This is a genomic window from Hypericibacter terrae (assembly GCF_008728855.1).
GTDB lineage: Bacteria > Pseudomonadota > Alphaproteobacteria > Dongiales > Dongiaceae > Hypericibacter > Hypericibacter terrae.
Map to the genome: position 1 here is coordinate 1104390 of NZ_CP042906.1, position 18658 is coordinate 1123047.

General features: G+C 65.4%; 18 protein-coding genes. 5 read left to right on the forward strand and 13 right to left on the reverse strand.

Translation table 11 applies throughout. The annotated features are described in order from the left end of the window. Positions 1-183: 183 nt before the first annotated feature. The 5 genes from FRZ44_RS05160 to FRZ44_RS05180 all read right to left on the reverse strand — a co-directional run bounded on the left by FRZ44_RS05160 (position 184) and on the right by FRZ44_RS05180 (position 5997). Positions 184-1398, reverse strand: coding sequence for an NAD(P)/FAD-dependent oxidoreductase (locus FRZ44_RS05160; protein ID WP_151176169.1), 1215 nt, complete (start codon positions 1396-1398; stop codon positions 184-186). Positions 1399-1839: 441 nt separating this feature from the next. Continuing rightward, a complete protein-coding gene (locus tag FRZ44_RS05165) occupies positions 1840-2532 on the reverse strand; it encodes a response regulator transcription factor (RefSeq protein ID WP_151176170.1) in 693 nt (230 codons plus the stop codon). Next, on the reverse strand, positions 2529-2906 hold the full coding sequence (locus tag FRZ44_RS05170; protein WP_151176171.1) for a response regulator: 378 nt from the start codon (positions 2904-2906) through the stop codon (positions 2529-2531). The genes FRZ44_RS05165 and FRZ44_RS05170 overlap by 4 nt, the downstream gene beginning before the upstream one ends. A gap of 2 nt (positions 2907-2908) precedes the next feature. Continuing rightward, on the reverse strand, positions 2909-3550 hold the full coding sequence (locus FRZ44_RS05175) for a response regulator transcription factor (RefSeq protein WP_151176172.1): 642 nt from the start codon (positions 3548-3550) through the stop codon (positions 2909-2911). Continuing rightward, positions 3547-5997 carry an MASE1 domain-containing protein gene (locus tag FRZ44_RS05180; protein WP_151176173.1) on the reverse strand — a complete coding sequence of 817 codons (2451 nt, stop codon included), beginning with the start codon at positions 5995-5997 and terminating at the stop codon, positions 3547-3549. The genes FRZ44_RS05175 and FRZ44_RS05180 overlap by 4 nt, the downstream gene beginning before the upstream one ends. Positions 5998-6455: 458 nt before the next feature. On the opposite strand from FRZ44_RS05180, the gene FRZ44_RS05185 reads away from it, so the two are divergent. Continuing rightward, positions 6456-7385, forward strand: a complete 930-nt coding sequence (locus FRZ44_RS05185) for an MBL fold metallo-hydrolase (protein ID WP_225308552.1) — start codon at positions 6456-6458, stop codon at positions 7383-7385. 234 nt (positions 7386-7619) lie between these two features. Here FRZ44_RS05185 and msrA read toward each other — a convergent pair whose 3' ends face one another. From msrA to FRZ44_RS05205, 4 genes are all read right to left on the reverse strand, one after another. Further along, the gene (gene msrA / locus FRZ44_RS05190) at positions 7620-8147 is read right to left on the reverse strand and encodes a peptide-methionine (S)-S-oxide reductase MsrA (protein WP_151176174.1); all 528 of its coding nucleotides are present in this window, start codon (positions 8145-8147) and stop codon (positions 7620-7622) included. Then, the gene (msrB, locus tag FRZ44_RS05195) at positions 8144-8593 is read right to left on the reverse strand and encodes a peptide-methionine (R)-S-oxide reductase MsrB (protein WP_151176175.1); all 450 of its coding nucleotides are present in this window, start codon (positions 8591-8593) and stop codon (positions 8144-8146) included. Before msrB ends, msrA begins: the two co-directional genes overlap by 4 nt. Positions 8594-8772: 179 nt before the next feature. After that, entirely contained in the window at positions 8773-10044 is a 1272-nt protein-coding gene (locus FRZ44_RS05200) for a D-amino acid dehydrogenase (protein ID WP_151176176.1), read from the reverse strand. Positions 10045-10104: 60 nt separating this feature from the next. After that, on the reverse strand, positions 10105-10974 hold the full coding sequence (locus FRZ44_RS05205) for an FCD domain-containing protein (protein ID WP_191908426.1): 870 nt from the start codon (positions 10972-10974) through the stop codon (positions 10105-10107). A gap of 274 nt (positions 10975-11248) precedes the next feature. On the opposite strand from FRZ44_RS05205, the gene FRZ44_RS05210 reads away from it, so the two are divergent. Genes FRZ44_RS05210 through FRZ44_RS05225 form a run of 4 tightly spaced genes read left to right on the forward strand, consistent with a single transcriptional unit; the run spans position 11249 to position 14521 of the window. Continuing rightward, complete coding sequence (locus FRZ44_RS05210; RefSeq protein WP_151176178.1) at positions 11249-12334, forward strand: DSD1 family PLP-dependent enzyme; 1086 nt, start codon at positions 11249-11251, stop codon at positions 12332-12334. Between the two features lie 26 nt (positions 12335-12360). After that, a complete protein-coding gene (locus FRZ44_RS05215; protein WP_151176179.1) occupies positions 12361-12780 on the forward strand; it encodes a RidA family protein in 420 nt (139 codons plus the stop codon). Further along, the gene (locus tag FRZ44_RS05220) at positions 12780-13601 is read left to right on the forward strand and encodes a PhzF family phenazine biosynthesis protein (RefSeq protein ID WP_151176180.1); all 822 of its coding nucleotides are present in this window, start codon (positions 12780-12782) and stop codon (positions 13599-13601) included. The genes FRZ44_RS05215 and FRZ44_RS05220 overlap by 1 nt, the downstream gene beginning before the upstream one ends. After that, the gene (locus tag FRZ44_RS05225) at positions 13598-14521 is read left to right on the forward strand and encodes an aldose epimerase family protein (protein WP_151176181.1); all 924 of its coding nucleotides are present in this window, start codon (positions 13598-13600) and stop codon (positions 14519-14521) included. Before FRZ44_RS05220 ends, FRZ44_RS05225 begins: the two co-directional genes overlap by 4 nt. A gap of 4 nt (positions 14522-14525) precedes the next feature. Here FRZ44_RS05225 and FRZ44_RS05230 read toward each other — a convergent pair whose 3' ends face one another. From FRZ44_RS05230 to FRZ44_RS05245, 4 genes are all read right to left on the reverse strand, one after another. Beyond that, positions 14526-15293: an SDR family NAD(P)-dependent oxidoreductase gene (locus FRZ44_RS05230; RefSeq protein ID WP_151176182.1), complete on the reverse strand. Its 768-nt coding sequence runs from the start codon at positions 15291-15293 to the stop codon at positions 14526-14528. 24 nt (positions 15294-15317) lie between these two features. Further along, positions 15318-16280 carry a cyclase family protein gene (locus tag FRZ44_RS05235; RefSeq protein ID WP_151176183.1) on the reverse strand — a complete coding sequence of 321 codons (963 nt, stop codon included), beginning with the start codon at positions 16278-16280 and terminating at the stop codon, positions 15318-15320. Between the two features lie 66 nt (positions 16281-16346). Continuing rightward, on the reverse strand, positions 16347-17051 hold the full coding sequence (locus FRZ44_RS05240; protein ID WP_151176184.1) for a hypothetical protein: 705 nt from the start codon (positions 17049-17051) through the stop codon (positions 16347-16349). A 35-nt stretch (positions 17052-17086) separates the two neighbouring features. Beyond that, a complete protein-coding gene (locus tag FRZ44_RS05245) occupies positions 17087-18595 on the reverse strand; it encodes an APC family permease (protein WP_191908428.1) in 1509 nt (502 codons plus the stop codon). Positions 18596-18658 lie beyond the last annotated feature (63 nt).

Below are 18658 nucleotides of genomic sequence, written 5' to 3' on the forward strand. Positions count from 1 at the left end.
GACCAAGCTGCTCTCGGATCGATTGTTTGTTGCGGCCTGCGCAGCTCTGGCGCGCGCTGCCCAAATCGATCATCGTCTTGCTCCTTCAGGCGTGGGTCGTGAGATTCTCGATCGCCTGGACTCACCGTCTCAAAGGGCCAATCAGATGCCGCACATCCGCCGCTTTTCTACGGGGGTGACGCTCTATAGGTCCGTGACGCGTTCCGGATCGGCCGACGCGAGCGCTGCCGCGCGTTCGGCCCGAGGTGGGTAGATCCACACGGTATTGATCTCTTTCTTGGTGGCTTTCGCCTTGGCGCCAATCATCTCCACTTTTCGGTCCCAGCCGCGGGTGAAGACCGCGCCGGCTTCGCCCAGGTCCAGGCAGGTGACATAGACCTTCTGGTGGTAGGGGCTCGTCGGGACGCCGAGCAGTTCGGCGGCCGCGTTGTTGCCGGCAAAGGCCCCCATTCGCGTCGCGTGCTGACACGACATCAGGGCATGCCTACCCTGATCGTCACATGGGACCTTGGCCGCGTCGCCCGTCGCATAAACGCCGTCGACATCGAGGACGCGCAGCGTGCGATCGACCAGGAGCCGGCCGAAGTTGTCGCGCTCTCCCGGAACCTGCGCGGTAAGAGGTGCCGCGCGCATCCCCGCCGCCCAGATCACGGTCATGCTCTCGATGCGCGCGCCGTCGGACAGCGTCACACCTGCGTCGTCCAATGCGGCCACCCCGACGCCGAGCCGGCTTTCGACCCCGCATTCGCGCAGCGCCTTCTCGATGACGGGGCGGGGTTCGGCGCCCATGTCGGGAGCAATGGCCGGACCACGCTCGACAATGATGACCCGAATCGTCGCATCCGGCCCCAAAATCCTACGCAGACGCGCCGGCAATTCCGTGGCGACCTCGATACCGGTGAAACCGCCGCCGGCCACAACCACCGTATCACGCGCCTTGGATGCAGCCCGGCCGGCTAGGCTGTGGAGGTGGCGATCGAGCTTGATCGCCTCGTCGAGCTGATCGACGCTGAATCCGTGCTCCGCCAGGCCCGGAATGGGCGGACGGAACAGGCGGCTGCCGGTGGCGAGGACCAATCGATCGTACGTCAATCTGTGATGGCGGTCGTCCGCCTTGCTCACGATTTCCACAGATCGGCCACGCGTATCGATGGTTTCGACGGTACCCTGGACGTAGCGAACGTCGATTGCCTTGAGGACATCGTCGAGCGGTGCGGTCAGCGTCTCCGGATTGGGTTCATAGAGGCGAGGGCGGACCACGAGTGTCGGTTGCGGAGACACCAGGACGATCTCGAGCTCTTCGATCGAAGCACGGGCCGCGTCGCGCAGGCGGGCCGCGGAAAGCGTGGCGTACATTCCGGCAAATCCGGCGCCGATGATGACAAGTCTTTGTGACATATTCAGATCTCCGTTACCTGCTCTCGGAAATGCCTCTGCCCGATCCCGCGCCGGGCGGTCGGCACGGGGACGAGCCGTGGCTGTCGGCCTGCCCGGAACGGGTGGGATAATGGCGTAAGCGACCACGGTGCCGATACTCTACGGCGGGATAGGTTCCTATCGCCGATCGCTAGGTGAGTCTAAGCCCCGCGCGATCCTTCGACGCCTCGCGATCCTGCGTCCCTTGTGGCCGAGGCCGCCGCCAGGCAGGCGATCGGCGGGCCGGTCACGCAGATGTCGCTCCTCGTGATCGGCGGGTCGATGGAGGGTCTCTCGCTTCCGGAACGAGATGCCGGCTTGGTTGCCGCCATCGAGCTCATCACCCTCACCGTCACCCTGGGGGCCGGCCATGACGGTCAATTGGCGCCTCGGCCAGCGCCGCTCCCCTTCAACCGGGCGGTCCTAGGCATCCACGCCCTCGCGTACCTCGGCGGGCAGCGCCTCCCAAACGCGAACCAGCTCGCTGATGCAAGTCAGCTGCATCTTGCGCATGAGGTTGCCGCGGTGGAGCTTGACGGTGATCTCGCTGATGCCGAGGTCGAAAGCGATCTGCTTGTTCACCCGGCCAAGCGCGACTTCCCGCAGCACCTGGCGCTCGCGCAGAGTGAGCAGCGTGAACTTGCTCAGGTGGTCCTTCACGACCCGCGATCTCGCCCGCTGCGCGATATCGCGTTCAATGCCTGTCGCGATCGCATCGAGCAGTGCCTGGTCGCGCACCGGCTTAGTAAGGAAGTCGACGGCGCCTGCCTTCATCGCCTGCACCGACATCTGGATGTCGCCATGGGCTGTGAGGAAGACGATCGGCTTGGCGTTTCCGCTTTTCGCCAGTCGGCGCTGGAGATCCAGGCCGCTCACGCCTGGCATCCGTACATCGGCCACGAGGCAGCCTGGACGATCTGGAAGCTCGGCCGCGAGCAAGTCGCGCGTCGAGCTGAAGCCGATCACATCGAGGCCGACAGAACTCATGAGCTCGTGCAGCGCCTCGCGGAGGGCGTCGTCGTCGTCCACGAGGATGACCAGCGGGCGATCCGCTTCGACCGAACTGCCCGCGGCCCGAGATTGGTTGAGCACCCTGCTCTGATCGCTCACGCTCATGGTCGGTCCTCCTTTCCAGTCAGAGCGGCGCCGATCGCAGCGAGCAACGCTCGCCCGTCGAAAGGCTTACGGAAAAACCAGTCGTGCTTTGCCTGCGGCGGCTCGGCGATCTCGTGGCGACCGGTGATCATGATTACCGGCAGGCCCGGGCGCCTCTGCCTCATCACGCGCTGCAACTCGAAGCCGTCCACGCCCGGCATGCCGATGTCCGTGATCAGACAATCGATCTTTGGAACGGCGTCGCTGTCGAGCAGGGCCTGGGCCGACGCGAATGTCCGGACGACGTGCCCCGCTGACTCAAGGAGATCCTCGAGCGATTCGAGCAAGCGCTTGTCATCGTCAACGATCGCCACCACGGACTTCAGTTTGAGCATTTTCAAGAGCTTCCGGTACGTCTGGAATGAGTGATGGGGATCTGCAACCTTTCGGCAATTCTCACCAAGTCGGCAAGCGACGCCGCCGCCATTTTCTGCATGACGTTCCTTCTATGAATTTGGAGCGTGACCTCGCTGATCCCGAGTTCAGCGGCGGCTTGCTTGTTGAGAAGACCGCTCACCACGAGCGGCAACACATCACGTTCGCGCGGTGTCAGGTCGAGATAGCGCTGCCTCAATACACCGAGTTCGGCTCGCTCCAATCTTCTTTCCCGGTCCTGGGCGATTGCCGCTCGGATCGCGGCCATGAGATCCGAATCACTGAACGGCTTGGTCAGGAAATCGACGGCGCCGCGCTTGATCGCACGTACCGAGGATGGGATGTCGCCATGCCCGGTTATGAAGACGATCGGCGGATGATCGCCCTCCGCGATCTGTCTCTGCAGATCGAGTCCGTTGATGTCCGGCAGCTCAACATCGAGAATCAGGCACGCAGGGAGATCGGGCTTCGCATAGGCGACATAGTCCGCGGCCGCGGCGAACGTCTTGGCCCGCCATCCCAAGGACTCCAGCAGTTCGCCGATCGCCTCGCGCACGCTGGCATCGTCATCCACGACGAAGACGATTTCCTCGCGCTGGCTCATGACGCCTCGCTCGGCGCCAAAGGAAGCCGGAAGGCGACGGTCGCTCCGCGTGTCTCGTTGTTGGTCGTCCAGAGACGGCCCCCGTGCGATTCGATGATCGAACGGCAGATGGCGAGTCCCATGCCCATTCCGTTCTGCTTGGTCGTGAAGAACGGTTCGAAGACGCGGTTGGGATCCCGAAAACCAGTGCCGGTATCGCGAACCTCGACGCGGATTGCGTCGCGACCATCACGGCAGGAACATATCTGGAGCACACGTGGATCGTCCTCCACGCTGTCCATCGCCTCGATGCCGTTCCGGATCAGGTTCACGAACACCTGCTGCACCTGGACGCGATCGAGCGCAACCGACGGCAGGTCCTGCTCGAGATCCCTCTGGATACGAATGTCCTTCGCCGCGATCTCGTCAGCCATCAGGCGGCAGACTTCACCGATGAGGCGGTTGACGTCATCGGGCGACCTGGCGTGCGATGTGTGACTGAATAGGGCGCGGATGCGGCCGACGACGTCCGCTGCCGAGTTGGCGTCGCGGGTGATACGCTCCGCTGTGATCTTCGCGCGCTCGATATTGGGAGGCTGTGCGGACAGCCAACGGTGGCATGCGTGGGAGTTGGCGACGATCGCGGCCAGCGGCTGGTTCACTTCGTGGGCGATCGAGGCGGACAGCTCGGCGAGGCTTGCTGCCTGAGTCGCCTGTGCGAGCCGGTCGGAAGCGCGCCGCAGCGCCTCTTCGGCGTGCACCCGATCGTCTATGTCGTGACAGAGGCCGAACCACTGGACAATGCGCCCGCTCTCGTCCCGCAGGGGGTCCGCGCGGCCCGACATCCAGCGATACACGCCATCCGCGCGCCGGAGGCGATAATTCATGGAGAAGGTCTCGCCTGTGCGAAGACAGCGTCGGAGAACCTGCCACACCGCCTCCGCTTCGTCCGGGTGGAAGATGGTGTCAAACACCGTTTCCAGTTGTCTCTTGTTCCCCGAGTCCAGTCCGAGAAAGTCCGCCATGCGCTTGTTGACGAGTGTGAGTTCTCCCTCCGGGGTCACACGCCAGAGATGGCTCGGAACCATATCCACGAGCAGCGAGAGCTCGCGCTCCCGGTTGCGCAGCGCTTCTTCGGCGTGCAGCCGATCGTCAATGTCGATGCTGACGCCATACCACTGGACGATGCGTCCGCCGTGGTCTCGCATCGGCTCGGCGCTGCCCTCCATCCAGCGATACATGCCGTCCGCACGACGCAGGCGGTACTTCATCGAGAAGCTCTCGCCGGTGACGACGCAGCGATTGAGCGCGTCGCCTAAGCTGGTCGCATCGTCGGGATGGGCGACGGTCCCTATGATGGCCGCCAGCCGGCTTTTGTCGGGCCTGTCCGCATCCGCGATATCCAGGCCAAAAAAATCGGTCAGGCGCTTGTTGAAGAAGTTCGGTTCGCCCTCCGGAGTCAGCCGCCAGAGGTAGACCGGGACCATGTTGACGAACTGCGAGAGCTGCTGCTCGCTATGCTGGAGCGCCTCGACGAGTTCTCGCAGCGAGCGCTCACTTTGGCGCAATGTGAGCACTGCCAGGTGGTGCTGCCGGGATATGGCGGCCACGATGAGCGCCGAAAATGCCGAGATCGCCAGAAAGAGCTGCAGCATAATCTGCTTATGCTTCTGGGACTCGGGATCGCCGGCAAATTGGCCGGCGCCGGTTACTGTGAAAATCGCCGTGATCAAAGCGAGGAGGATCAAGGTCACGGCGGCGCCTTTGAACTCAAAGCGCACTGCGGCCCAAAGAAGAGGCGGCATGATGATGTAAGCGAAGGGCAGGTAGCCGCTCATGGAAAGGGCGGCGACACCAAGAAAGATCAGCCCCAGGACGCAAGCTTCCATCCATCGCGCGGTCGAGAACTGGGCTTTGCCGCGCCAGTTCTGAAACACGACCAGCGCCAGCGGCGCTACGATCAAGACCCCGGTGGCGTCTCCGATCCACCATAGCGGCCAAGCCGTCACGAAGGACTGCGATTGGATGCCGAACCACGCAAGCGTCGCACTTCCCACTGTCGCGCTTACGATTGGCGCAATTCCGGCGGCCAGTACGACGAATGCGAGAACCTCCTGCAAGGTTTCCAGCCGAACCGGGCGCTTGCAAGTCCGGTTCACGAGCCATGCCCCGGCCACTGCTTCAAGAGCGTTGCCGACATAGATCAGGAAGGCCGCCGGCAGCGGGCTGTGGAACCACAGGAAATTGCTGAACAGTTCCGACAGACAGCCCCCCAGCACCCACCACGGCCAGCTTGACCTGGAGGCGAGGACAAGCGTGGCGATGAAAAGCCCGCTCGGGGGCCAAATGGAAATGCCTGTTCCCGGCACGATGGCGAGCAGCTGGGCGAATCCGCAGCCCAAGACATAGGCCGCAATGAAAAGCCCAAGATGCAAGAGTGGGGGGCGGTGCGCCCAGATGCGCATCATCGGCTGCTCCTGCCAGGCAAGGAAAGCATAGGGACCGCGGACGGTTAGTCTATCGCTGGTCGTCAATTTCTGGGCTGGCGAAATCACCGGCTCACCCTACTGCCGCCACGCCCGAGCCGCACCTCATGGAAATCCATGTATAGCATGCCGGTGCGACCGTCGCGGCGCGCCCATTCCCTCTACGTCAGATTGAATTGCTCACGCCAACGCACAGGGAGATCTGACGATCGGCGATAGCGACCTATACGCAGGGAGGATATCGATCGTGTTGCTGAATCTGCACCCTTGGTATCGACCAGCGCACTTATCCCAGAGTGCAGGTCTATCTGCTTCACAGGTGGGCAGTGCCTAGCAGGCTGCACAGTATCGGGGTCTCGGTACGTGCGCGATCATGGTTTCGCCACTAGCGGAGCAACAGAAGATACCGCCGTGGGTAAGGCGGTCAGCAGGAGACAAACATGAGCTTGCTCAACACCTCCATGACCTTGGACAACACCTCGCACCACGGTAGACCGGCCCTCGACGAGTCGGTTCCGTCGCGCTACGCGATACGGATCGGCGAGATTGACGTGCTGGTGATCAGCGACGGGGTGATGTTGCTGCCAGCCGCAACGTTGGCCACAAACGCCAAGCCGGCCGACCTCGCGGCCTGGCTGGACGGCATGTTCCTGCCGCCAGTATTCGACTGGCCGGTAAACGTGGGCGTGGTGCGTAGCGGCGACCGGACCGTACTCATCGACGCTGGGCTAGGGGGAGTGTACAACCACCCGCGGGCCGGACGGTTGGGTCTGCGACTGGAGGCTGCCGGCATCGATCCCGAATCCCTGACCGACGTGGTGCTCACCCACATGCACATGGACCATGTGGGCGGGCTGCTCGCCGACGGGTTCAGCGGCCGGCTGCGTTCGGACCTGCGGGTCCACGTGGCGGCCGCCGAGGTCGAGTTCTGGGCGGCGGGCGCAGATTTGTCCCGCACCTCCATGCCGCCGGGGGTGCAGGACGCGCTTCGGTCGGTCGCCTCGCGGTTCTTGGACGAGTACCGCAACCGGCTGCAGCTGTTCGAGGCGGAGTACGAGGTGGCGCCAGGGGTGGTCGTCTCTCGCACCGGCGGCCACACCCCCGGGCACAGCGTGGTCCGCGTGGCGTCTGGCGGCGACCGGCTCATGTTCTGCGGCGACGCCGTGTTCCCCCCCGGGTGCGAGTGCCCCGAGTGGCATAACGGCTTCGACACCGATCCCGAGGAGACGGCCCGCGTCCGCGTCGGTCTTTTGCGGGAGCTTGCGGCGACCCGCCAGCCGCTGGTGCCCTGTCACGTGTCGTTCCCGTACGGCCGCGTGGCGGCCGCCGGCGACGTCTTTCGTTGGGTGCCGGCCTACTGGGATTACTGACCGCTTGTTGGGTTAGGGCTGAACCAGACGACCGCATGCGTTTGAACAACTGGTCGATCGCTGCCTCGTGCGACAGCCGCGCCGCTGCGGGCCGGGCTGGAGTGTCTGGTGGACTTCCATCGGCTCAACTCCAGCGAGGTCAGGGTCAGCGTCGCGGCCGTTAACGTCAGTGTCCGGTGTAGCGCCGGCGAAGCTGGCGGCCGCGAGGAACCTCCCGGCGCTGCGTGAACTCGTCTACTCCGCGGCGTTCGCCTTTGCTTCCGTCTTCCGCGCCGGCAGCTTCCACTCCGGACGGATGAAGTGGCAGGTATAGCCGTAGGGGATGCGCTCCAGGTAATCCTGGTGCTCGGGTTCGGCCTCCCAGAACGGCCCGGCGGGGACGACCTCGGTGACGACCTTTCCCGGCCACAGGCCCGACGCGTCGACATCGGCCATGGTGTCTTCGGCGACCGCCTTCTGCTCGGGGCTGGTGTAGAAGATTGCCGAGCGGTAGCCCAAGCCCCGGTCGTTGCCCTGGCGGTTCAAGGTCGTCGGGTCGTGGATCTGGAAGAAGAACTCCAGCAGCCGGCGATAGCTGATCCGCGCCGGATCGAACAGGATCTCGATGGCCTCGGCGTGGCTGCCGTGGTTGCGATAGGTGGCATTGGGCACATCGCCGCCGGTATAGCCGACGCGGGTCGAGATCACGCCGTCATAGCGGCGAATCAGATCCTGCATGCCCCAGAAGCAGCCGCCGGCCAGGACCGCGCGTTCCTGCGTCATCGCACATCCTCCACCTGGTCGAGATAGGCCCCGTAGCCCTCGGCCTCCATCCGGTCGCGAGGGATGAATTTGAGCGAAGCCGAATTGATGCAATAGCGCAAGCCCCCGCGATCCCGCGGCCCGTCGGGGAAGACATGGCCGAGATGGCTGTCGCCGAATTTCGAACGGACCTCCGTGCGGGTCATGCCATGGGATCTGTCCGTCAGCTCCTTCACATGGGCAGGCTCGATCGGCTTGGTGAAGCTGGGCCAGCCGCAGCCCGATTCGAACTTGTCCGCCGAGGCGAAGAGGGGCTCGCCGGAGACAATATCCACATAGATTCCAGGTTCTTTATTGTTCAGAAGCGGCCCGGTTCCGGGGCGCTCGGTGCCGCTTTCCTGGGTGACGCGGTATTGCTCCGCGGTCAAGGCGGCGACGGCTTCGGCAGTCTTGCGATATTCCGGCATACGGTGGCTCCATCCAGCGAGCGGTTCTCGGTTCACGTGGATATGGCCAGGACCCGGCCGCGATGCAAGCCGGCCGGCTGCGCATCCGAGCGGCGACTGGGCACTTTCCGGCCATGACGTCGATCACTTCCTTGTCATCCCGACGAGCGGAATGGTGAGGCCAAGCGCCGGCTGACCGCTCACGCCGCTCTCGCGACCACCACGCCCTGTGGAGGCGGCAGAGGAATGCCGGGATCGCGGCCGTCGACGAGGTCGGCAAGCACGCGCCCCGAGCCGCAGGACAGCGTCCAGCCGAGATGCCCATGGCCGGCATTGATCCAGAGGCCCTTGATGCGGGTTTCGCCGATCAGCGGCGTGCCCGAGGGGCTGACCGGTCGCAGGCCGGCCCAGACCTTCGACGTCCTGATGTCGAAATGGCGCGTCATCTCGGGGAAGGTGAAGCTGGCATTGGCGATGATGGCCTCGGCCCGCGCCATCGCAGGCGTGGCGTCATAGCCGGTGATCTCGGCCGAGCCGGAAATGCGCATGCGGTCGCCGATCGGCACCAGCCCGAACAGCTTGCTGTCGTCGATCACCGGCACCGTCGGCGCGCCGTTCCAGCCGGCGCGCTTGAAGGTGATCGAGACGCCCTTCACCGGATAGATCGGCACGCGGATGCCGTTCCGGGCGAGCATCGGCGCCGTGAAGCTGCCCAGGGCGACGACGACGCGGTCGGCCGCGATCCTCCCCTTGTCGGTGACGACACCCTGCACCCGACCGCCGCCGGTCTCGATCGTCTTGACCGTCTCGTTGAAGCGGCATTGCACGCCGCGCGCAGCGCAGGCGGCGGCCAGCCCCTGGGCGAACTTGTTGGAATCGCCGACCTCGTCGCGCGCGAAATAGAGCGCGCCGGCGAGGGTGGATCTCGTGTCCTTCAAGGCCGGCTCGATCGCCACGCAGCGGTCGGCATCGACCCGCTCATAGAGCAGGCCATGTTGCGCCAGGAAGTCGCTGGAGCGCTGCGCGCCCTCGAGCGATTCCTTCGAACGGTAGATCTTGAGGACGCCGCGCGTGGCGCGGTCGTAATCGATCCCGGTCTCCGCGCCGATCTCCTGCAGGGATTTGAGCGAATGAAGCGCCAGATGGAGATTCGACTTCGCGTTCTCCCGGAAGCGCTCCGGCGTGCAGTTGCGGGCGAACTCGATGCCCCAGCCTATGATGTGCGGAATGGCGCCGTAGCGCAGCAGCATCGGCGCATTTTCCTGGCCGAGCCATTTGATGATCTTGGTCGGCATGCCGGGCTGGGACCAGGGCTCGACCTCGCTGGCATGGATGATGCCGCCATTCCCCCAGCTGGTCTCCATCGCCGCTTCCGCCTGGCGCTCGACCAGCACCACCTCGTGACCGGATTTCCGCAGGTACCAGGCGGTGGCCGTGCCGACCGCGCCCGCGCCGAGAACAATTGTGGTCACCGCCCGTTTCCCCCTGCCTGCCTCAGTCTTCGCCGCCGCGCCGCGCTTCGGCCACGGCTGTCACGCGTCTTTCGACCGCCGGCCCGCCTTACTCTTCCCGGTCACGGCTTCCGGCGGCTTGCCCGGCTCGTTCGCGGCCCTGGGGCCCGAGGCCCACATGGATTCCCGCTCGCGGTCGATCCGGCCGGCCACGTCGCGCGCGACCTGGCGCAGGATCTCGTCGGAGAGCCGCTTCGATTCGCGATAGAACTCGCTGATCAGCCGCAGATGGCTGGTCATCTCGTGGAAGGCGCGCATGGGATCGCGCGCCGCCACCGCCTCGTAGATGGCGGTGTGATCGCGCACCGAGAACCTGTCGGCATCGGGCATGTGAATCGTCGTCGTGCGCTGGTCGACCAGCCAGCCGACCAGGGCGTCGTGGACGCCGGAAAACACGGGGTTGCGGGTGATGACCGTCAGCTCGGCGTGGAACGCCACATCGGTCCGGACGAACAGGCCGGTATTGCCGATGGCCGCGGCATTGGCATCGAGCGCCGCCTTCAGGCGCCGGATATCTTCGTCGGTGGCGACCCGGGCCGCCTGCCAGGCCACGCCCGCCTCGAAGAGCAGGCGGGTCTGTTCCATATGTTCCTGGCCCTGGCCGGTCGACGTCATGCGGGCGATCAGGCTGGCCAGCTGGCCGGTGAGGAATTTCCCCGAGGGCGCCGTCACGCGCGCGCGCGTGCCGCTGGTGATCTCGACCAGACCCTGCTGCTGCAGCGTGAACAGCGCCTGCCTCACCGAGGGGCGGCCGACGCCGAAGCGCTCCGCCAGCTCCTTCTCGGAAGGCATCTGGGCGCCCTCCTTGAACTCGCCGGTGGAGATGGCGCGCTCGATATGCTCGGCGATCTCGTCCGCCCGCTTTCGCCGGCCCAGAGGCATCGTGGACATGGGTGTCTCCATTGCGGTCACGCCATCAAAATGATGGGCATCCCCTCTGGCGACAATTCCGATCTCGCGGGCGCGGGCGTGACCTCGCAGCAATTCGCGCAAAAGAAACAAACTGTCAATAGGTATTCAACCTATTTATCCTTGACCCCAACCCCTCGATCCAGTTTACTGAACCGGCGCCATGGGCTTGGCGGCCGAGGGGCATCGGGGCCGGAAGCGGTTGGAAAATCGCCCGCCGAATCGGTCTCCCGGCATCTGGGGAGGCTGAGCATTCATGCGCCGGTCCGATGTTCCCACGCCTGCGCTCCTGGTCGACATCGATATCCTCGATCGCAATATCGCCTCGATGCGGGACGCCGCCGCCGCCCTGGGCGTCAAGCTGCGACCCCACGCCAAGGCCCACAAATGCGTGGAGATCGCGCAGCGGATCATGGCCGCCGGCGCGATCGGCGCGTCCTGCGCCACCATCGGCGAAGCCGAGACCATGGCGCTGGGCGGGATCGGCGGCATCCTCGTCACGGCGCCCCTGACCTCGTCCGATGCGATCGAGCGGTTGCACAGGCTGCTTCTGCGCGGTGCCGATATCGCCGTCGTCGCCGATCATCCGGCGTCGGTCGCGCAGCTCGCGGCCGTGGCGGCGGGAGCCGGACGAACCCTGGACGTGGTCGTCGACATCGATGTCGGCATGGGCCGCACGGGCTGCGCGGAAATCCCGGATGCGGTGGCGCTGGCGCGGCAGATCGAGGCGGCACCGGCCCTGACCTATGCGGGGATCCAAGCCTATTGGGGCAATCTCCAGCATGTCAGCCCGTTCGCCGAACGGGCGCGCCTGATCGCGATCCAGACCGAGCGGGTGCGCGCCGTGATCGCGGCGCTGACTTCGGCCGGCTTGCCGCCGGCGATCGTCAGCGGCGGCGGCACCGGCAGCCACCGCATCGACGCCGCGACCGGCCTGTTCACGGAAATCCAGCCGGGCTCCTATCTCTTCATGGATTCCTGCTACAGCGCGGTCAGCATTTCCGAGAACGACAATCCCTTCGTCCCGTCGCTGTTCGTGGCCGCGACCGTCGTGTCGGCGAACAAGCCGGGACGGGTGGTGGTGAATGCCGGCTGGAAGGCCTTCGCCGCCGACAGCGGCAAGCCCGTCGCGCTGCGCGGCGGCCCGCCCGGGGCCAGCTTCCGCTTCATGGGCGACGAGCATGGCGCCCTGGATTTCGAGGGCGGCGGGGGACCCAAGCTCGGTGCGACCGTCGAGTTTCTCACCTCGCATTGCGACCCGACCGTCAATCTCTATGGCGCCTTCCATGTGGTGCGCGGAGACGAGGTCGTCGACATCTGGCCGATCAGGGCCCGCTATTAGGGGCCCGCCATCAGGGGAATAAAGCGATGAAAAAAGCCTATCCGATCGATCATGCCGTGCCGATCTCGAAGACCATCCGGGCCGGCGATTTCATCTTCACCTCCGCCTTCGGTCCCTGGCTCTTCAACCCCGCCAATCTCACCTATGACGACGCGGGCAACATCATCGACGACGGCACGGGCAACAAGTCGATGGGCCTCGAGGAACAGATTCACCGCACCTTCGGCTTCATCAAGGAAGCGCTGGCGGTCGCAGACTGCACGCTCGACGATGTCGTCAACTGCGAATGCTGGCTGACCGACCCGCGCGACTTCGTTCCCTTCAACGCGATCTACAAGACCTATTTCAAGGCGGATCCGCCGGTCCGGTCGATCTTCCCGATGCGCTTCATGTTCGCCTGCAAGGTCGAGATGAAGGTCGTGGCCTATAAACCGCTGAAAACCTGATGGCGTCGAAAGCCAACCTCTTCCAGGTCGTCACCTTCGCGACGGATGCGCGGCACGGCAATCCCGCTTTCGTGCTGAGCGGCGCGCGCGACGCCTCCGACCAGGTCCTGACGACGGCCTGCGCGATCCTGCGCACCGACATCGTCGCGGTCCTGGGCGAGCCTTCCGGACTGGATACCCCGCTCCGATTTTTCACCACGGCCGGGCCGCACGCGGGGGCCGGCCACGCGACCCTGGCCGCTGCGCATGTCGTCCTCCGGGCCGAACCCGCCGCCGGCAAAGGCCCGCCGCCGCGTTCGGTCATCTTTCATCTGGCCAATGGCGACAGCCGCGCCGCCCATATCGAAGGCAACCGCATTTCCATCGACTTTCCGGTCATGCCGGGAAGCCGGATCGACCGCGTCGAGGAGATGGCGGCCGCCCTCGGCGCGCGCCCGCTGGAGACCTGGGTGGCGCCCTTCGGCTATGTCGCGATCTTCGAGGATCCCGCCGTGATCGCCCGGCTGCGGCCGGACCTGGCGCGCGTCTCGGCCTTCGACCGGAACGCCGTGATCGCCACAGCACCGGGCGATTCCGAGTCCGATATCGTCATCCGCGTCTTCGCGCCGAAGGTGGGCCTGCCCGAGGATCCCGTCTGCGGCACGGCCCATCGCATCATCGTTCCCTATTGGGCCGAACGGCGGGGCAAGAAGCGGATTCACAGCCGCCACCTCTCGCCGCGGGGCGGCGACCTGTGGTGCGAGGACAAGGGCGAGCTGGTCGCCATCGCCGGCGAAAGCAGCCTCGTCATCGACGGGACCATAAGGTTGCCGGACGAATGAGCCCGCGTTATCGCCAACCCACCGAAACGGGGCCGCTCGTCGCGCTCGAGAAGGGTCCCTACGCCTTGACCGTGGCGCCGGGTTTCGGCGCGCGCATGGTGTCGTTCCGCTATGCCGGCCGCGATGTGCTGCGGCCGGCGTCGGATGCGGCCCTCGCGCGGCCGACCAACTATGGCTTCGCGGGCTTTCCGCTGATGCCCTATTCCGGGCCCCTGTTCGGGGAGGGTTTCATCTTCGGCGGCGTGAGCTATCCGCTGGTCCGCAACGTTCCGGAGGAGCCGACGGCCACGCATGGCGAGTCATGGATTTCGCCCTTCGGGATTCTCGACCGGAGCGGCGACACGCTCGAGCTGGCGATGACGCATGAGCCGACGCCGGGGACCTTTCCCTTCCGGTATCGCGGCCTCGTCCGCTACTCGCTGTCGGCGGCGGGCCTCTCCATTCTCCTGCGGATCACCTCGCGCGATCACCGGCCGATGCCGGCCGGGCTCGGCATCCATCCCTATTTTCCAAAACATCCCGGCACGCGATTGCGTTTTCACTCCCTCGGCGTCTGGCCGCCCGATGCGCCCGAGGCGATCGGGCTCGGCTGCCAGCCCTTGATCGAGGGCCTCGATTTCGGCAACGGCCCGGACATGTCGGAGATGGTCGTCGACCGTCTCTATGAAGGCTGGGACGGGACGGCGGAGATCATCGCCCCCGATGGGTTCCGCACCGTGATCGAGGCCGACGGCGTGCTCGACAAGATGCAGATCTACAGCGCCTGGGATTACCCCTATGTCTGCGTCGAGCCCGTGAGCAACGCCAATGACGGCTTCAACCGCATGACCGCCGGAGTTCCGAGCCACGGCGTCCGGGTGCTCGAACCCAATCGCTCGATCGAAGGCACGGTGCGGATCTTCGTCGCCGAGGCGCGATGACGGATCAGAGCTCGGCGTTGACGATGAAGCCGGCATCCACCAGCAGTGCCGCCGAGGTGACGTAGCTGGCATCGTCCGACAGCAGGAAGGCGATGCTGGCGGCGAGTTCCGAGGGCTTGCCGATGCGGCCCAGCGCGATGCGCTCCTGGTAATATTTCAGCGCCGGCGGGTCGTCGAGCAGGCCGGCGCTCATATTGGTCTGGACAGCCCCGGGTTCGATGACATTGACGCGGATGCCATGCTTGCCGAGTACGGCCCCCAGCGCCTTGCCCAGCATGCTGATGGCACCCTTGGTGCCGCAATAGGCGACCTGGGTGGGCGCTCCGACATGGGCCGAGATCGAGCTGATCATGACGATGGCGCCGCCATGGCCCTCGGCGATCATCTGGCGGGCACCCTCGGTGCAGACCACCCAGGCGCCGCGCACATTGGTCTCGAACAGATTGTCGAAGGCCTCGTCCGAGGTCTGGTCCCACGGCATGAAGGGATTGATCGCGGCGTTGGAGACGACATAGTCGAGGCGTCCTCCTCGCTTCGCCACCGCGGCGACCATGGCCCGGACCTGCTTCGGGTCGCGCATGTCGGCGGCGACGTCGAACGCCTGGCCGCCCGCCGCCTTGATCAAGCCGAGGGTCTCATCGGCGTCGAGATCGGGCTTGCGGTTGACGGCGACCAGCGCCCCTTCCGAGGCGAGCCGAACCGCCGTGGCCTGGCCGATGCCCGTCGTGGCGCCCGTCACGAGCGCGACCTTGCCAGCGAACCGGCGCTCCATCTGCGTCTCCTATCTCCGTAACGATCAGAACAGGGCGATCGGGTTCCACGGGCAACCCGTGGCGCCCGGCAGGCGGAGCGGCAACCCGACCACCATGAATTCCCAGCGCTTCTCTTCCTCGCAGGCCTGGTGGAGCTCTTCCAGCTGCAGGCTGTCGGAGACCAGCATGCCCATCGAGGTCAGCTGCAGCGCGTGGATCGGGTAGGGCATGTCCTCGACATTGCTCGGCACGGTCTCGCCGTCGCCGTCGGGCAGGAAGGCCGCGATCTTCCGCTCATGCATCCAGGGGATGGTGTCCACATGCAGCCCCGCCTTGCCCTGGCCGGCCGGCGGGTAGTCGTTGCTCCAGGGGCCGAGCGCGAGGCGCCGTTTGTGATGGCCGGTGCGGAAGACGAGAATGTCGCCCTCGCCCAGGCGCACGCCCTGCTCCTTCTCGATCGCCTCCAGCTCGGCGCGCGTCACCGCCTCGCCGGGCTCGAGCCAATCGACCTTGCGATGGCGCGCCGCGTCGAGCAGCACGCCGCGGCCGACGATGCCGTGGTAATAGGCGGCGATGCTACCCCAGTCCGAGCCGCGCGAGGTCAGCAGCTCGGCCGGCTTGCCGTTATAGAGCTTGCCCTTGTAGGCGACGTGGTTGAGCGCATCGACATGGGTGTGGCAATCGCCGTGACTCGCCATGGCGAGATAGCACATGCCGAAGGAGAGCCCGCTCTTGCTGATGGGGATGTCGTGCATCAGCGACATCAGATGCACGGCGGGGTTCGGATTGTCGGGGCCGGCCTGCTTGTTGATCGGGATCGCCATCGAGACCGAGCGGCCCTTGCGCACCAGCGCCGCGGCGGCGGCGATCTTCGCCGGCGTGATGTAGTTGAGGGTGCCGAGCTCGTCGTCCTCGCCCCACTTGCCCCAGTTCTTGATGCTCTCGAACATCTTGTCGAATGCCGCAAGGGAGACGGGGGCGGCGGGGGTCAGCTGTCGCGTCATCATCAATCTCCATTGAAACGGCAGCGGCGCGGGGCTCTCGCCCCGCGCCTTCGATGCCGGATCTGCCGGTCAATCGTAGGTATGCACCTCGAAGGATCGCACGCCGTGGTCGGCATTGGTCGTGCCGACGCCGAAGTTGAAGCCGATCCCGGGGGCGCCCGACTTGATGTTGTCGTCGACCACCGAGATCATCGCCACGCCGTTGAGATAACCGGTGATGACGTTGCCGACGATCGACGCTTCGATGATGGCGCCGTCCCTCACGCCGTATTTCTTGCCGATCAGTTTCTTCAAGGAGGTCCAGCCGCCGACCGGACCGTTCCACCGCACGATCTCGGCATACCCTTCGTCGGTATCGAGCACACGGAAGAACACCTCGTAGCCGTTGCAGAAGTTGGCCTTCATGTTGTGGCGCAAGCGGATCTGCACCTCTTGGAACACCTTGTTCGTCTGGTTCCGGCTGAAGACCTTCACCTTGCCATACTGGTTCGGTCCCCATTGTCCGGTCAGGACGGCGGTGGGGTCGTCATAGTCGCCGACCGGCGCGCCGCCCTCGACCGCACCTGCGCCGAGACTGGCCTGCTCGGCGCGGCGTTCCGCCACCTGGTTGCGCGAGACTTCGCCGAAGGCGACGCCGTCCTTCACCAGGACGTCGCACCAATCGATGCCGTCCTTGCGTCCGTTGAGCCACAGCCCCCCTTCCGAGAGCGGCGACTCGTTCTTCTTGAACTCGGTCTTGTAGGAACGGACCGGCGTCTTCTTCGGCAACTCCATCGCGTTTCCCCCAGTGGCTGTTGCTGTCGTTGTCTTCAGAGCGGGTGGTGGTGCTCGATGTCTTCGCGCTCACCGATGACTTCGGCGGTCTTCGTCAGCCAGGCCTCGTCGCCCGTCGCCTTCTTCCAGACGATGATGGCGATGCCCAGGCCGAGCCAGATCAGCGCAACCAGCGGAGTCCAGTTGTTGGGCGGCGCCGGCAGCGGCACGAAGGCGGCGTAGATCGAGTAGATCAGCACGAGACTGGTCCCGACCGGGAAGATGAAGTGCTTGATCCAGTTGAACTCGCTGCGCGCCTTGGTCCAGAAGTAGACCACGAGGCCGACGTTGGCCGCCACGTAGACGAAGATCACGCCGAGCACCAGCACGAAGGCGATCAGGAAGATGAAGAAGGGCCATGGGCCGCCCAGAAGCGCCGGCCCGCCGAAGCCGAGCACGACCGACAGAATGAGCTGCGCGGTCACGGCGGTGGTCGGAGTCTTGCGTGTCGAATGGACTTTGCCGAAGGCACGCGGCAGCACGCCGACGCGGCCCATGCTGTACCACATGCGGGTCGCGACGTTCTGGCAGGCGAGGCTGGCGCCCAGGACCGACGTGATCATGGCGAGCAAGGTCAGCCACCACATGCCGCCCCAGACACGGTGCGCGATCACCAGGCCCGGGACTTTCGCTGACGTCTTCAGGTTCGGCAGGTCGTCAACGCCCCAGCCGACGACCTGGCCCCACTGCGCGATCACCAGCATGACGCCGATGATCAGAATCGACGCCATGATCGAGCGCGGCACGTTGCGCCGGGGATTCTCGGTTTCCTCGGCCAGCGGCACCGCAGCCTCCCATCCGGTCAACCCCTGCACCGTGAGGACCACCACGATGAAGAATCCGGAGGTTGTCGCGAGGCCGCCGGGATTAAACGATGTGGTGAAGACCGCAAAGGTGAAGCCGCCCGGGCCCGGATCGGCGAGGCCGGTGAGGCCGAGCGCCAGCACGATCAGGAATTCCGCCAGACCGACGACCACGATCCATTTGATCGAGAACGAGATGCCGGTGTAGCCGGCCCAGGCCACCAGCGGAATGCCGATGACCACCGCATACCACCAATGGAAGGTGATGCCGTAGTTCGCGGCGAGTTCGTCCTGCAGGATCTGCCCCAGCACGGCGAGCGACGGCCCCGCCACCACGGGCGAATAGAGCACGAACACCCAGCCGGTGAGGAAGCCCATCGATGGCCCCAGCGTGCGGCTGACATAGGTGAAGTACCCGCCTGCCGACGGGAATTTCCTGGCGAGCTCCATCAGGCAGACGCCGAGCGGGATCACGACGATGAGGCCGATGAGATAGGCGAGCGGCGCCTGTCCGCCCGCAAAACTGACCAGCGTCTGGGTGAAGAAGAACGCGGCGATCGCGGGTGCGATGTGCGTGATGTTCTGCATGACCGCGCCGGCGAGCCCGACGGCGCCCGGCTTCAGGTCGGTGACGGCGACGTAGTCCTTGCCCTTCGCCTCGACGAAACCGGTCGAGCCTCGGTTTGCGTTGTTGCTTGCCATAGCTTTCTTCCCCCTTGTCGTTTGCGTCACAGCGCAGACGAATGCAGCGTCGGACATAGCGAG

Coding starts and splice junctions, on each gene's coding strand:
- FRZ44_RS05160 (WP_151176169.1), bottom strand. CDS start 1,398: ATGTCACAAAGACTTGTCATCATCGGCGCCGGATTTGCCGGAATGTAC.
- FRZ44_RS05165 (WP_151176170.1), bottom strand. CDS start 2,532: ATGAGCGTGAGCGATCAGAGCAGGGTGCTCAACCAATCTCGGGCCGCG.
- FRZ44_RS05170 (WP_151176171.1), bottom strand. CDS start 2,906: ATGCTCAAACTGAAGTCCGTGGTGGCGATCGTTGACGATGACAAGCGC.
- FRZ44_RS05175 (WP_151176172.1), bottom strand. CDS start 3,550: ATGAGCCAGCGCGAGGAAATCGTCTTCGTCGTGGATGACGATGCCAGC.
- FRZ44_RS05180 (WP_151176173.1), bottom strand. CDS start 5,997: ATGATGCGCATCTGGGCGCACCGCCCCCCACTCTTGCATCTTGGGCTT.
- FRZ44_RS05185 (WP_225308552.1), top strand. CDS start 6,456: ATGAGCTTGCTCAACACCTCCATGACCTTGGACAACACCTCGCACCAC.
- msrA (WP_151176174.1), bottom strand. CDS start 8,147: ATGACGCAGGAACGCGCGGTCCTGGCCGGCGGCTGCTTCTGGGGCATG.
- msrB (WP_151176175.1), bottom strand. CDS start 8,593: ATGCCGGAATATCGCAAGACTGCCGAAGCCGTCGCCGCCTTGACCGCG.
- FRZ44_RS05205 (WP_191908426.1), bottom strand. CDS start 10,974: ATGTCCACGATGCCTCTGGGCCGGCGAAAGCGGGCGGACGAGATCGCC.
- FRZ44_RS05210 (WP_151176178.1), top strand. CDS start 11,249: ATGCGCCGGTCCGATGTTCCCACGCCTGCGCTCCTGGTCGACATCGAT.
- FRZ44_RS05215 (WP_151176179.1), top strand. CDS start 12,361: ATGAAAAAAGCCTATCCGATCGATCATGCCGTGCCGATCTCGAAGACC.
- FRZ44_RS05220 (WP_151176180.1), top strand. CDS start 12,780: ATGGCGTCGAAAGCCAACCTCTTCCAGGTCGTCACCTTCGCGACGGAT.
- FRZ44_RS05225 (WP_151176181.1), top strand. CDS start 13,598: ATGAGCCCGCGTTATCGCCAACCCACCGAAACGGGGCCGCTCGTCGCG.
- FRZ44_RS05230 (WP_151176182.1), bottom strand. CDS start 15,293: ATGGAGCGCCGGTTCGCTGGCAAGGTCGCGCTCGTGACGGGCGCCACG.
- FRZ44_RS05235 (WP_151176183.1), bottom strand. CDS start 16,280: ATGATGACGCGACAGCTGACCCCCGCCGCCCCCGTCTCCCTTGCGGCA.
- FRZ44_RS05240 (WP_151176184.1), bottom strand. CDS start 17,051: ATGGAGTTGCCGAAGAAGACGCCGGTCCGTTCCTACAAGACCGAGTTC.
- FRZ44_RS05245 (WP_191908428.1), bottom strand. CDS start 18,595: ATGGCAAGCAACAACGCAAACCGAGGCTCGACCGGTTTCGTCGAGGCG.